Below are 14,272 nucleotides of genomic sequence, written 5' to 3' on the forward strand. Positions count from 1 at the left end.
CGATTGTTGTAGCCGCAACCTTTCAAGAAGCTGACGAGATCAGGATATTGCTGCGCGCGAGACCGGCGTCGCATCGGCACCCGCCTGACGACGGACGGAGTTGCTCCAATTTTATCGCACCTCTTCGCCGGTTTCGTGTTCGAGCTGACGAAATTGGTCGACCGATCTAACCCGTCCTATTCGTGAGAGTGCGGCTTTTGGGCCCGATTGATGCGGCCGCACATCTTGTCTGACGAGGCGCACAGGATTGCCTTCGGCTTTTCGCCGCCTGACGACCGGTACTTTGCAACGCGCTTGAGGGATGGGTTGGGCGAACGGGGGCGGACGCCCCGCCGGTCAAGGACCGAGCGGCAGCAGCGCGCCGGGCAAGCCGCAGATCAGGTCGGCTTCGGGACATGCCGCGGCAAACGCAAGGCGAATGCGGCTCGTGGTCTCGACGACACGGGCGGCGATTTTCAAGAGCCGAAGACGCAGCGTCGCGAACTCGGCAGCGGCCAATTCCCGGGCTTTGGGAATGGCGTCGCGCACGGTCAGCATCAGCCAATAAGCGGCCGTATGGAGCACGAGACGGACCTGGTTGGCGAGCGCCGAACGGCAGCTGGTGCGATCGGAGGCGAGCTGCGTCTTATGCAGCTTGATCAGATTCTCGGCTTGGCCGCGCGCGCAATACAGGCTGTCGTAGATCCACTCGGCCGAGCCGACATCGAGGCTGGTGACGACGAAGCGGATGTCGAGGCCGAGCATCGTCGCCTCAATACGGGCGACAGTGCGCCGTTCGCGATCCCAGGACTTTGCCTTGTGGCGCGTCTCGGTATAGCCACGCAGAACCGGCAGGTTCTCGATGGCGCGTCGCGTGCGGATGTCGTCGGCGACCTCGTCGACTTTTCTGGCGAGAGGCTTGGTGCCGGACAGACCGAAGATGTAGTCGATGCCGTTGGTCTCGCACCACGCCATTGCCTCCGGCCGGGCATAGTGCCCGTCGCCACGGAACGTAATTTGCGTGTTGTGCCATCGCGTCCGGATATGCCGTACCAGGCGGCGCAGATGGGCACGCACCTCGACGCCGCCCGGCGTCTTGCCGGGCCGCAGCACGACGGCCACGGGCCGGCTCTTCTCCGTGTCGTAGACGTGGATCGGCAGGAAGCAGCGTTCGTCATAATGAGCGTTGAACAGCGAGAGCTGCTGATGGCCGTGGACGACGTCGCAGGTATCATCGATGTCGAGCGTGACGGATGCCGGCTCGCGCGGGTAGCTATCCATCCATGCGTCGACCAAAATGTAGGTCAGCCGGATCACGTCGCGCAGGCGCGGCGCATTCTCCAGCCGCGACAGCGTCGGCTGGGAACACAAATCCCGGCCCGTGTCCGGCAGCCGTCCGCAGGCCAGTTTGAATGCCGGATCGGACCTCAGATGATCGAGGTCGTCGGCGTCCTCGTAGCCGCAGCAGATCGCGAACATGCGAGCGCGGAGCATATCGACCAGGCTGTGCACGACCCGCGTCGGATCGCGCCGATCCGGGAACACCCGGGCCAGATTGTTGGCCAAACCGAGACGCCGCTCGGCCATCGCCAGAAGCATCACGCCCCCATTCGAGGTTAGGCGTCCACCATCGAAGGCAGCTGTGACTTTCTTGGCGTGAATGGCTGGAAACGAGAAGGGCGGAATCGTATCGTCGGTCATGGCGGGCGTGGCGTTCGCGGTTGGAGGTGATGGGGTTGGCTTCGCAACCGAATCCTACGCCGCATCAGCGCTTTACCCCTCAGGCGCACTCTTACGAATAAGACGGGTTAAGTTGAAGAAAGATTGAGTGACTCCCGATCATTTCTGTGCCGAAACGTGGAGTCGCGGTCGTGCCGCGTCCAAAGAAACCGGCGCGAGCGGCCTATTAGACGCGGTAGGTGATCAGCCTCCGAAACGAGACTATCAAGCATGAAGAGATCGAGCGCGAGGCAGAGGTTTTATTTGTGTTGAATTCTTGCTTCTCGATAGTGGTCTGAAATCGTATCATCGGTCATGGCGGGCGTGGCGTTCGCGGTTGAAGGTGATGGGGTGGCTTCGCAACCGAATCCTACGCCGCATCAGCGCTTTACACCACGCTCGCCAGCCTCTCAGGCGCCCTCTCGCGAATAAGACGGGCTAACAATGGATCGCCGGTCGATCGTGCGCCGAATTCAAGCATCACGGCGGGACTTACATAGCCGCTACCGTCTCCAATGGATCATACGTGACGTGCATCTTGTCGTCCTTGGCATCAATTTTGGTAGTGAGCTTGTCCTATTGCAGGCGTTCATTGATGACGCACAACGTCTTTTCCTTGACGCAGACCGGAGGCGTTCTCGCGCGTTGGCACTTTTGCTTTGACTGCGGTTCTGAGGGACCAAATTGTCCACGGGTCCGGAGCTGTTGCTCGAATGCCGTATGTGAGATCCACGTCGTACGAGAAACGGCGAATTGCGCCGTAAGCCTTCGAAAGGGACGTTCCGCTCGGAGACGAGATTCTCGCCCAGTGGCGACGAGCGCGTTCAGGCATCAAAACGACCCCAAACATTCTTTTTCGAGAAGATGTGCAGGGCGTCCTGAGTTCGCAGCAGTAACGGTGCCTGGCAAGCCAAGTTGGAAATGAAGATCCGGCAGACTTCGATTCGCTCACTTCAATCGGGCTCAGTCTTTGACTGAGGGACCGCAAGGCTTCTCTTGCAGTCTCGGGACCGCCCCGCTCGAGCGCGCACGACCTCACCTGCACGACGGCTTGGCCATCGTAAGCTGCCAACGCGGTGCATGCTTGAACTCCACAACTTGCTTGCCAAGATGGAGCTCGCGGAACGCCCCCGAAGTCAAATAAACCTGCCGAACAGTCTGCGGCCTCATCAACCGAGTTGGTTGGCTGAGGCAGCGCCTCCGTAACCGATGATTTCGCCGCGGCGCGCCTTGGTCTCCTCAACAACTTTTCGACCGACTGAGCTCTCGTTCCGAAGCAACTTTCGACGGGGCGCAGATAGGCGCCCTCGCCTCGCGCACGGGAATTTTCGTCGCTCACCGACCGAACGAATATAGCCGCGAAGCATCAGCCCACTTCGCTCTCCGGAGATCTGCGCAAGGCGCTGAACAGGCAAATCAGCCGTTCCCGAGCGATGACGACGTGCTGACGTGACGGTCCGTAGAGCTTGCCGACACTGATCCGCCAAAACGGACAAGATGTTCTGCGAGCTGAAGCGGGCGCATGTGGGTGGACGGCGAACAGATGAGATCGTCGCGCCGGCCCCCCTTTCCGTCGGTTTGGCTCCGGCGGCGGTTGGGTTGCTGTACAAGACTCTCCATCACAATCAGGCTCGCTCCCCTCATTCATCCGAGGATCGCCGTGGAACCCCTTCACCGTGAACATTGCTCTTTGTTCGAACCTGATGGTTCGTGGGCAGCCAATCTGTGACACCCGCGAAGAACACTCTCAGCGACCATCTCGCAGCTTCGCCATCTTTCAGTTGATGGGAATGAGGCTCGCGGCCTGATGGGTTAGCACCGATGCCGAAGGATCTATATTCGGCATAATAGCTCGTGCTCAACTTGTTGGTCTCGCCGGGAGCCCATTCGCGCCAGCCTTCCGCAATCACTCGTGCATCTATCTTTGTCGACAGGAAGACCACTGTGGCGTAGGAGCGCCAGGGGCGGCCAAGCGCGATATAGCGCGCAGCAGGGTCGGCACTTAGCCTGCAATGATCAAAAACATAGCCACTGTCCTCATCCGGCGTTGCCTTGCTCTGAGCGGTATAGATGACCGCTTGATTGGCGATGCCGTGCAATTCACATTGCCGGAACCAGGCCTTGGCGTTGCCAAATATGAAATCGACATGCCCTTCGATGAAGCAGTTCGAGAAGTATTGTCGTGACATTCTACCGTTTGGTCCCTTGCCGGCAAACAGCGTGTCCTGGGCGCCGAGCAGGCGGACGCGCGTAATGACGTCCCTATCTCCGGTAACGGACAGCGCTACCGCCTGCGAAGGTGGATTGGCCGGATTGAGGGCATAGTCGTTCTGAATGGTCAGATTCTCGAGCCGGAAGTCATCGCTAGGGGCATCCAGCGTCGCCGAACGGGCCGTTCCTCCTACATTGACCGCGCCGTCGCCATACACAATGACCGTATCCTCCGGCTTGTTGCCAGTCCCTGCGAGATGAACACCGGATTTCGTGATTTTAACCTTCTCGCGATAGATGCCCGGCGCGATCCGGACGTTTCCGCCTTCCGCCGGCAATGCGTCGATGGCTTGCTGCACGGAGTGATAGTCTGCATTTCCGGCATGCGACACCAACAGTGGATGAGCGTACGCCGCGGCGATGCAGAAACATCCCGCCAGAAGTGCAGCGGAGGAAACGAAAATTCGCATGTGATCTTACACTTCGTTTCTCAGCGGGATAGCCGTCGCGCATCGACACAAGATTTTCATCGCCAAATCAGAACCTGCGTCACCTTGACATTTCCGGCCCTGCAAAACTGTCGGCCAATAGCAACCAACTCGGGACATGAGCCCGACCTTCGTCAACACCAGTAATCTTGGCCCCAGATGCGGAACTCACCACCTGAGTTCGGCGCCGCGTGTAGTGCTTACCGATTGCCGTCGCGGAATGCCTTGGAACATACCTCCGATCCGCGCAGCGGCGGTTGTGTAGCTCGTCCGGGCAGCGGGGGCCATACGTCAGAGTGATTTGCGCTGACGTTCGCATGTTCAAGTTGCCAAGTCGCGGAATTGGCAAATCGAACATCTTCGAGTGTCACGTCCAGGGCATGCCGCTCGTCTATGCCGCGCATCAGCAGCACACCAGTGTCGCCATGCACATGACGGAGAATGATTTGCCGATAGACCGGAATCCTCGTGCCTTGAGCGCGCGGATCATATTTTGCATCGAAAGCCAGCGGCCACCGGTTGCCCCTCAGGCACACGTACTCATAAGTCACGTTCTCGACCAGACCGCCTCGACCAACATCGCTCTTGATGCGCAGGCCCGACGTCGTACCATCCAGTGTCAGATTACGCACCAATATGTCTCTGGCCCCGGAATTCACCTCGCTGCCGATCGACATGCCATGCCCCCAGCCGAAATAATTATCAATGATCGAGATATGGCTGCTTGAACCATTGTCGCCGGCCTTGATTGCGACGTTGTCGTCACCCGTACGGATCCAGCTGTGGGTGATGGTCACATCCTGACTGGCGCCAAGATCGATGCCATCGGTGTTGCGGGCATCCGCCGGCGAATCGATCGTGAGGGCCCAAAACGTGGCACCTTCAACCCGGTTCATCGCGACATGAAAATTGGCAGCGTTGCGCAAGGTGACACCAGAGAACGTGATATCCTGCGCATGATCGACCTGGATCAAGCGTGGGGCGTTCTGATTGCCGCCCTGGGCTTGGGCGCGGCGGGCTAGCTGCCACCAGGTTTCCGCGCCGCCGCCGATCAGCGCGCCGCCCTGACCATCGATGATGCCCTCTCCGTAGATACCGCCGCCGCGCGTTTTAGAAAAGCTGATGAATGGCCGGCAACCGTCGCCCTTTTCCGCAATGCGACCACATTGTCCGAGGCCCTTGTCGTAAGCGGCAGGTTCGGGGATGGCGATCAGTGTCGCACCGCGTCCGACCCATAAGGTCACGCCCGATTTCATCTCGAGTGGACCTGAGTGAAACTCGCCGCGCCCGAGATAAACTGCAGCGCCATCGGGGCAATGTTCAATGGCCTCCTGTAGGCTAACTGTATCGTTCTTGCCGGAAGGCACAGGGCGATCACAGACCGTATCAGGTGCAACAGGTTCGGCGATAGTCCGGCGGTCTTGCGCTTTTGCGGCGGGGCCGACAACCATGGAGGCGAGTATGGACAATAGGGCCCAGTTGCGAAAACGCTTTGTCATTGACCTGCTCGTGCTTTTGTCACGCGCATCATTGTCGCGTGCCTTTTCTGGTATTGAGCGCTGGCTTGATCGAGTCGCCGCGTGCGTCACTGGCGCGCACAAGATGACATTTATCCGACGCAGTAGACGCCTGGACTTGAGATCGCGCAGCAGCACCTTGCCTATGCGCGAAAAAGATGAAGCGTTTTGCGATAGTACGAAAATCCAACAACTTCGTAACGTCAGCCTGCTCACACTGATTGAGCTCCCAACCGGTCCCCGATTTCATTTGTGCAACTCCAATTGCGCGTGAGTCCACGCAGCCTCTCGTCCAGGATCGGTGGGCAGTGAGTATTCGGGAAAGCTTTCGAGAAGCTGACGAGGCTACGGGCGGCACCGGATCGCATTCGCACCGGATCCCCTCTTCCTGGTGTCTCACGAATTTTTAGATGACTGCCGTTACCCGCCCTGTTCCGGAGTGATCGCTTGCGGGACATAGTCAGTGAGTTCCGTCATCATCCATGCGATGCCGGAGGCATGGTCGGCTTCCGCGGTCAGCACCGCTCGGCACGTCGCCTGCCCAACGGCCATAGCGGACCGTCGTGGTCATTGAACGCGCCCGCTCGCGCCCCCTCCATGGACGCCTAATCGGAAATTTCAACGACTTAAAGACGGACAAGACGACCGAACTGGCTGGAAGTGGAGAGCTCTTGACACTCGATTCAGGACATCTACGTGAGCAGCCCCGAAACAGGAGGCTCTAGCCAAAGACGCGGCGATACGTCCCCTATCTGGTGCTGCTCTGCGCGCATCCCTGGCGGACGCACCGCGATCAGCCAAAAAGCCGAGCCTATCGGCAAGGCCGCACCTAATTGTCCAGTTCGCCCGCCGGGTTCGCAACACCATGCGTCTCGAGATCTTCGCCAGGTCCGTCCCAAAACCTGTCGCCGTTAACGTGCGCGGCGGCAGCTTTCAGCGGTCCCATCGAGGCGAAAACGCCACGGCAGCATCCGGGTTAACAGGAGTATCGAGGCTTCGCGATTTAGGCGGCCGTGCGTTGCGTATTGAATTGTTTGCCGCAGAGTTGCGCTGGCGTTCATCGATCGAGACCGCTCGACACTCAAGCCTCCGCTCCAGATCCGCCAATCCTGCCTTACATTCGGAGACAACCGATTGGGCGCGAAGCAGCTTGACCTTGAGCTCGTCCTGTTGCCTGAGTATGTTCTCAAGATCCCAATCGTTCTGCATTAGCTCATTGACCATCTGCAAGCCCCGATGCAAGGCCGACACCTAGCTTCAAGAGCGCAGGCTCTGCATGTCGCAGATGCCCCACCCCGAACCATGGGCTAATCCGATGCCAAACGATCGTCCTGAGGACGCCTTTACGCTGGCGTTCTTGCTGAGAACCACCATTCGTTGCGAGCCCCCAAGACAATCGGCTTCTGCCCGGCAAACCGGAGCGCGATCCCAAGATGGCAGAGTTCGCGAGGCAGGCGCCCGGTTTGGAAAGCGCATCGGGGGACCTCTGCCATCGATCAAGCGGGCATATTTCATCTCAATACTTCAACCGGATGCTGAACGAGCATCATAGTCACAGGTGGTTTCGTCCCATCTTCAAGCAACTGGCATGCCAATGCTGGTTGAGCGTTTTTATGAAGAAACGATGTCGGTTTGCCCGCAGCACGTAGTTGCGGGCGGTGCTGTTGTCGCGCTTGAAACAAATGACGTCCTGAGCGAGACAGCCAAAGCCGCAACCACGAGCGTCCGCGCGCATTTTCTAATGAAACTCTGGCAGGACTGGATCGAGTTCTTCCTGCTCGAGCGTCTTGGCTCCATCTTTCGCCAGGTACGCTGCCAGAGCTGCGATACCGGAGTCCGGTGGACATCGAGCGGGTGCGGATTTTTTGAACGGCACTTGTCCCAAACGCTCGGCAACTTCGACACTCATGAGGTGGGCACGGATCGGCCGGTCGACGGCGCGCTCGATGGTGTGGAAGATCCAGGTGCCGTCCGGATCGATGTCCGACCAATGAAAGATCGGCGTCTGTTCGGATACCAATCCTGCGATCGTCCGCAGCGCCTGCTGGGTGGCAAGCGAGGGGTACCCTCCGACATACATGGTCGTTCCTAATCGGCCGGGGTCCGCCTCGGCGATGTGCCGGTTGAAGCTTGCGAAATTTTCGATCGTTAGCACGTAGGCCGGCGGCTCCCGGAAGCGGACGCGATCTGCTTCCTTGGGAGTGATTCCGAGATACAGCGGAGAGATTCCGGAGAGGTCGGCTCCATCGAGGTCGATCTTGCCCGCGATCAGCAGCGGTGGCGCGAAGCGCTCAAGGCCGATTGCCCGGAGCGCCTCGCGTGGCCGCGCGCCGGGGGGAAACTCCAGGATGCCGCTCAGGAGCCGCACGACCGCGCCTTCGATCCGTTCGAGCGTTTTGCTGTGCCCCACCGTTCGTCTCGAGAAGGTCTTGTAGTCGACGCCAAGATGTTTGTTAGCCAGGATGGCCTGGGCGAGAACGAACGCGTCGCGCAGTGTCTCGACATCGGACGAAGCGAACCCGTGCCACGTTTTCCCCCGCCCCCATACCTCGGCGACTTGGGAAGCGCTGTTCTTCAGAGAGTCGTGCATCGCCGCCCCGGCGACAAGCCGCACAGCGGCATCCTCCGCGATGCGCGACGCGGGGGTACGGCGGAGATATCGGTATAGGATCTCCGCCGAGGCCAGCCGCACATGTGCCACTTGGTCGCGCATGGGGCCCCGCCCCCAACCAAGGGAGACCGCGCCGGCGCTTTCGGCTTCCCTGATCTGTTTCAGGAAGGCGTCCGCCGCGACTACTGATGGGAAAGCGGGGTAGTCCGGGTGGGCGATCGGGCTTGCGGCCCCCGCCTCGAAGCGGTTGAGCAGGTCGTTCAGCAGGCCGATCGCATCCGTGAAACGCCGAGCCATGGCTACTCGGCGGCCAGACGGGTGGCGAGCTCATCTTCGGACATCAGGTCCGGATCGATGGCCATCAGCTCGCGCTTGGCCTTCTCTTTCAGTTCCACCACAGTGGCCCTGGACTGCTCGCCGATGCGGTCCACCTCCACGATGGTGTCCATGTGCTCGAGCACGGCGACGCGCTTCTCGAACGGCGCCGCGATCACGAACTGCAGGCCGAGGTTTTTGTAAAAGCTCATCATCTGCCGCTGGTTCTTGCCGTCCATCTTGGAGAAGGCCTCATCGAACATGGCGAGCGCGAAACCGGCGGGCTTGCCGGCACGACGCTCCGCGCTGCCGTAGACGGCGGCCAGCGAAGCGCCGATGGCAACGTAGATAGGCACCTGTTGTTCGGCGCCAGACCCGGTGCCGCGCCGCTGCTCCCAGCGGGTCGAGCGGCCGGTGGCAACATCCTCCATGTGGATCTCGAAGGTGTAGAAGTTGCGGTAGTCCTCGAACTGGGTGAAATCCTTGTCGGGGTCCTCGAGCAGCGCCTCGAGTGCGACGATCGTATCCTTGTGCGGGAAGTCATCGGGCACGTCGCCCCGGAACAGCATATCGAGCGCCTCCGGAGAGGTTTTGGCGATCTCGATGATCTTCAGGATGGGCTGGAATTCCACCATCTGGGTGCGATGGAATGAATATCGCTCGTTATGGAACGGATGTGCGTAGAGGCTACGGTTCAACGATTGCAGCTCCCGCTCCATCTTTCCGATCCGGGCCGTGAGCGCGTTGATGAACTCGCCGCGCAGCAGGGTAGAGGCCTTTTCCGCCGCATCCCGCGCCTGCCTTTCGTACTGGCGCAGCTCATTGGATTCGATATCCGAGATCAGCTGCTCCATCCATGGCTTCACCTCCCGCAGCGGCTCGCTTTCCGCACCGACCTGCGAACTCATCCCGAACTGGTCGAAGTAATCGTAAAGAAGCTCGCGGACCCGTCGCTCGATCCGGGCGCGCTCGTTGTCGGACACATTCGCATCCTTCAAGGCCTTCTCGGCGATGGCCCGGTGTTTCTCAGCGAAGCCCTTTTGGGCTGCGGCATCGAGGCGGTCGCGGTAGACGGCCCTGCCTTTCGCGGTGGAGTAGAGTGGGAAGAACTTGCGGTATATCGACCGGGCGACCCTGAGGTTGAGTTCGGAGCCGGGCACGTTCTCGCCCTCTCCGAGCCTCCTCTCCGCCGACCTGACCTCGCCGTCATGCTCGCCGAACGCCTTCTGCTGTGTCTTTCTCTCCTCCAGCCTCTTCTCCTTCAGCTTTTGCTGCGCCCTCTTTTTGTCGCGAAGCCCGCCGTCCCCCGCGCCGTCGAGGGCATCGAGCCTGGCCTGAGCTTCAGCGACCTCAGTCTGCGCGGCCGCGAAGGCGGCCGCGCAAGCCCCCAGATCATTACGTCCCTCGCAGATGTTCTTCAGAGCGGCAAAAGCCTGCTCCGCGGCATGGGCCTCCTTCCCCTTGTCGATCAGGATCCGACCCAGCTCCTCGGCCTGATCCTGCAGGGATCGCAGGGCGTTCGCCTGGGCTGCCTTTCCGATCTTATACTGCGAGGATTCGATCCAGCGATGGCTCCGGACGAGTCCGTCGTCGTAGAGGCCGTCCTTCATAATCGCCCGGCCGGGCCTGTTGAACTGGTCGAGCGTGTCGGCGAGACGGACGTTGCCGTAGCGGCGCATGATGAAGGCCATCGCGTCCGGATCCTGGCTCCGGAAGATCGAGGGGAAAGTGCCGCGCTCCGGCTTGGCCCTGAACTGCTCGAGCTTGTTTAGGCTCACGAGCGATGCATGGCGAAACTCGCGGCGACCTTCCTTGAAGATTGACGTGGCGGCGCTGATATCCGCTCTGTCCACGAACACGGCTTCCCGGTCGCGACCGAGGAGCGCCTCGGCGGCTCCTACCCACTCGGGTTCGGCGACTTCGATGATGTCGCAGAGTACGCGCGGGACCATTCCACCCTGCCGCAGCCTGCGGCAGAGGAGTTCAGTGTCGTCGCCGAGATAGGCGCGCGCCCCTCCGGCGGCGTGCTGTCGGATCCGTTCGAGCACCTCGTCGCGCCTGCCGCGGAGGCCGGAAAGCTCCGCGATGATCCTTTGACGCGCTTCGTCGATCTTCGGCAGCCATTTGGCGCCGCTTGCCGCGAAGGACTTCTCGGCCGCGGTGACCTCGTCGGAGACGCCCCCGATGTCGGCCCCGGCGGTGGCGGTCAGAAGACGCTCAAGCGCAGGAACGAAGTCCTCGAAACCGTCCGCGCACATCGCGCGTAGCGGCTCCAGGCGACGGATGTTCTCCATGCGAGCCTTGAAGTCCGCCGAGGCGCGGTGCGCCGCCTGCCCGGCCACATCGGCGGTCTGCTGCAGGGACTTTCTGCCGGTCTTGGCATCGTGCTCGGCGATCGCGGCCGTGAGGCGTTCGATCTCCTTATCGATGGCCTTGACGTCGTCGTCGATGAATTCGAGTTCTTTTGCTGCGGCGTCCCGGCGCGCCATCTCGGTACGCCGCTTGGTCTTGAAGTCCAGGTTTGTCGCGCGCGCCGCGAGCCAAGTCGCGCGTTTTGCGACCCATTCCTCCCTGAACTTGGTCTCGAGCGCCTCTTCAAGCGCGGCGAGGACGCCCCGAAGCGCCCTTAGGGCTTCGAGCCTGAGGCGCATTTTCCGGATGGTCTCGCTGATGTTGCGGTATGTCTGGATCGACTCGCGCAGCTCCTTGGTGCCGATCGGACTGTCCTCGAGGATGTAGTTCCGCACGAACTGCGTCGCCGTCTGGTTGTGATCGAGCGTCATCGCGTTGACGATTGATTTCTGCAGGGCGCTGGCGTTCTGTTCGCCAAAGGACGAATGCGGCAGAAGATGGCGCATGTACTCGCGGACATAGTCGCTCGCCCGGTCGCGATGATTGACGAAGTTGCCTTCGCCGACCGCTGCGACGATCCGGGCGCGCACGTCCTCCCACTGCGCCGGGAATTGCGACTTTCCTCGCTGCTCGATGAAGTCCTTGGAGCTCAGAACGGTCCCGACGGCGACGAAGAGTGCCAGCACGGTCTCCCTGCTGTCGGACTTGCGCGCCTCGAGCGCCATGCCGATCGTGACCGGTGACCGGGCGCCTTCCGTGTCTTCGAAACCGAGCGCGATGTAGGTGCGCGCCTCGTCGCGCCGGCGCTGATCTTCGCCGAGCGTCCCAAGGCAGTAATCGACGACGCTGCGCTTCGAGCCGCTGCGCGATTTTCCGCTATCGCCGGCGACCGCGTTCAGGCGCAAGAACCGCCGGCTCCCGCCGGTGAGAACGACCTGTGCCATGTCGAGGATTGTGGATTTGCCGGACCGGTTCTCGCCCAGGACCCCGACGTGTCCCCTCACGTCGATGTCGGCGACGTCGAATAGGTGCCAGTTCACCATCGTCAGGTGGCGTAGCTCCATCATGCCTCGTCTCCTGCGGGCTGCGGAAACCGCGCCTCCTCGCTACGGACGTAGCGCTCGAGCCGTTGGAGGGCATCGCCGCCGTGTTGCGCCATCTCGCGGTAGCGATCGAACAGGTCGTTCAAAGTGGCCACTACGACGGCCCGGTCCTCGACTGCTCCGACGTTCACCTCCTGCTGCCAGTATGCCGCCAGCACCAGCATGACGATGGTTTCGTCGAGCTTCATCCGGGGCAGCGGCACGTCCTCGTCCATGGCGACGATGCCGGCCCACTGCGCCTCCGGATCGCGGTGGACGCGGTATCCGCAACTATCGAAGAAGCCGTCGACCACGTCGCGGAAGCGGCCGTCCATGATCGTGTTGTAGACTGTCCCGGTCCGGGGGTCTCCCGCGAACACGAACTGCCGCCGTAGCAGGAAGTGCTGCGCTTTGCGGAGGTCGGCTGCCTTTTCCGCGCCGAAGGAGCGCTCGACGTTTTCGAACTCACTGAGCATGAGCCGCCCTCGCCTTCCGGAGTGCGCCCGATCGCTTGACCAGGAAGTTGGCGCGCCGGAACCTCGCCTGTCAGCGCATATCGGCGGGCGCAATCGAAGGCGAGAAAGTCGTCCACGGTATCGATTTCCATGAAGCGGGCTTCCCTGGTCGCGAATGGCGGCACCTGGCCCTCGAGGAATCGTCTGACATCCTCGGGGCGGGGCGCGATGCGAGCGATGTACTCGAGGCGGAGCTTCTTGCGCAGTTCATACAACGGATCCGACGGCGGCTCGGCGAGCTCCCTTGCTTCGACGGGACGGCGCGGCTGCCTGGCCGGCGCCTGATGGTGCTCCGACCAGGGCGACCGCAGCGGCTCGATGCTCCATTCGATTGTCGCCTTGTGGTGCCTGCCGTCGCGCAGTAAGGCATCCAGGCGCCGCACCAGGTCGCCGGCCCGGCCGACGAGTCCCTGCCCGCCCCGCTCGGCGTACTTAATGGTGTTGCGGACCCGGGCTTCGAGCTGCCTGCGGAAGGCCTCGATCCTGTCGAACATCTCCCCGATCTGATCGAAGATGCTTTCGATAGCCAGCAGGTCGTCGGCCGCGGCCATTCGACCGTCCTCGATGTCGGCTGCCATGCTGGAAGCTATGTACTCCTCGGCGAGGACCTGCATGGTTTCCGGGCTGTAGGAGATCCTCCGCGCGAGATCGACGATGGCGTCGCGGAAGCGGTATGGATGGTTGACGGTGAGGATGGACTCGAAATCCTTCAGCAGGAGCTGTTCGATGAACTCCTCGAAAAAGGCTTCGAGCCGGGTAGCGACTGTTTTCGACTCCATGACGGTCCGTCGGACGCGCTTCAGGTCGGCCAGAATGGCCCGCAGACTCTTAGTGAACTGGTCGGCCTGATTGCGCGCCTCGCGGACGGCGAGCGCGGCTTCGCGCTGCTTGCGGTCGGTGATCTCAGGCCTCAGTTTTTCGACGGCCTCCAGGTTGAGGCGGATTTGCACGATCAAGCCGCCGAATCGCTGCGAGAGATCCTTGTTGAGGCTCGCGAGCCGTTGCAGCACGAGCAGCGGTCCCATAGCCATGTCCACAGTGACGCGAAGCCCGTATTCCTCCTCTTCAAGCCATCCCCAGACGAGCAGCCGGGCGTATAGTTGTCGGGCAAGACCGAGCGCCTTGTCGCCCTTCTCGGAAGCGAGCGCGACGTCGGCCTTCCGGATCCGGCGGCGTCTCGCGGAGATCATTTCCGGCAGGCTGCCGAAATCATCGCCCTCGTTCCAGAGGACGGGGTTGGCGCGCATGACGTCGTAGATGGCGTGGACCACCTGCTGCGGCGTCGGGAACGACGGCGCGCCTGAAAAGAAGCGTTCGTGCAGATCCAGCAGACACGCTGCGTACAGGTGCTTGTGATCGCGCGAAAAAGCTAAAAAGGCGTCGTCATGCAAATGGCGGAACAAGGTCAATGACGCGGCTCCTGGGCCCGACCTCATCCTGAGTTGGCGGCACTAAATGCACGGCCTGCCGGGCAAAATGTTAG

At 61.4% G+C, this 14,272-nt stretch carries 6 protein-coding genes and 1 pseudogene; all 7 read right to left on the bottom strand.

The genetic code is table 11. The features are described 5' to 3' along the window. Nucleotides 1-336 precede the first annotated feature (336 nt). Nucleotides 337-1,680, bottom strand: a complete 1,344-nt coding sequence (locus tag J4G43_RS43960) for an IS1380-like element ISBdi2 family transposase (protein ID WP_208088599.1) — start codon at nucleotides 1,678-1,680, stop codon at nucleotides 337-339. A 1,658-nt stretch (nucleotides 1,681-3,338) separates the two neighbouring features. Continuing rightward, entirely contained in the window at nucleotides 3,339-4,379 is a 1,041-nt protein-coding gene (locus J4G43_RS43970; protein ID WP_166349223.1) for a pectinesterase family protein, read from the bottom strand. Between the two features lie 218 nt (nucleotides 4,380-4,597). Next, nucleotides 4,598-5,896, bottom strand: a complete 1,299-nt coding sequence (locus J4G43_RS43975; RefSeq protein WP_210387408.1) for a glycoside hydrolase family 28 protein — start codon at nucleotides 5,894-5,896, stop codon at nucleotides 4,598-4,600. Between the two features lie 1,756 nt (nucleotides 5,897-7,652). Further along, nucleotides 7,653-8,822: a Wadjet anti-phage system protein JetD domain-containing protein gene (locus J4G43_RS43980; RefSeq protein ID WP_028143996.1), complete on the bottom strand. Its 1,170-nt coding sequence runs from the start codon at nucleotides 8,820-8,822 to the stop codon at nucleotides 7,653-7,655. A gap of 2 nt (nucleotides 8,823-8,824) precedes the next feature. Beyond that, nucleotides 8,825-12,259, bottom strand: coding sequence for an SbcC/MukB-like Walker B domain-containing protein (locus J4G43_RS43985; RefSeq protein ID WP_208088615.1), 3,435 nt, complete (start codon nucleotides 12,257-12,259; stop codon nucleotides 8,825-8,827). Further along, nucleotides 12,256-12,750, bottom strand: coding sequence for a DUF4194 domain-containing protein (locus J4G43_RS43990; protein WP_208088617.1), 495 nt, complete (start codon nucleotides 12,748-12,750; stop codon nucleotides 12,256-12,258). Before J4G43_RS43990 ends, J4G43_RS43985 begins: the two co-directional genes overlap by 4 nt. Nucleotides 12,751-12,881: 131 nt before the next feature. Beyond that, nucleotides 12,882-14,225 (bottom strand): annotated as a pseudogene (locus tag J4G43_RS43995) (Wadjet anti-phage system protein JetA family protein); the annotation flags it as partial. Nucleotides 14,226-14,272 lie beyond the last annotated feature (47 nt).

Origin of the sequence: Bradyrhizobium barranii subsp. barranii (assembly GCF_017565645.3) — a bacterium.
GTDB lineage: Bacteria > Pseudomonadota > Alphaproteobacteria > Rhizobiales > Xanthobacteraceae > Bradyrhizobium > Bradyrhizobium barranii.

Coding starts and splice junctions, on each gene's coding strand:
- J4G43_RS43960 (WP_208088599.1), bottom strand. CDS start 1,680: ATGACCGACGATACGATTCCGCCCTTCTCGTTTCCAGCCATTCACGCC.
- J4G43_RS43985 (WP_208088615.1), bottom strand. CDS start 12,259: ATGATGGAGCTACGCCACCTGACGATGGTGAACTGGCACCTATTCGAC.
- J4G43_RS43980 (WP_028143996.1), bottom strand. CDS start 8,822: ATGGCTCGGCGTTTCACGGATGCGATCGGCCTGCTGAACGACCTGCTC.
- J4G43_RS43975 (WP_210387408.1), bottom strand. CDS start 5,896: ATGACAAAGCGTTTTCGCAACTGGGCCCTATTGTCCATACTCGCCTCC.
- J4G43_RS43970 (WP_166349223.1), bottom strand. CDS start 4,379: ATGCGAATTTTCGTTTCCTCCGCTGCACTTCTGGCGGGATGTTTCTGC.
- J4G43_RS43990 (WP_208088617.1), bottom strand. CDS start 12,750: ATGCTCAGTGAGTTCGAAAACGTCGAGCGCTCCTTCGGCGCGGAAAAG.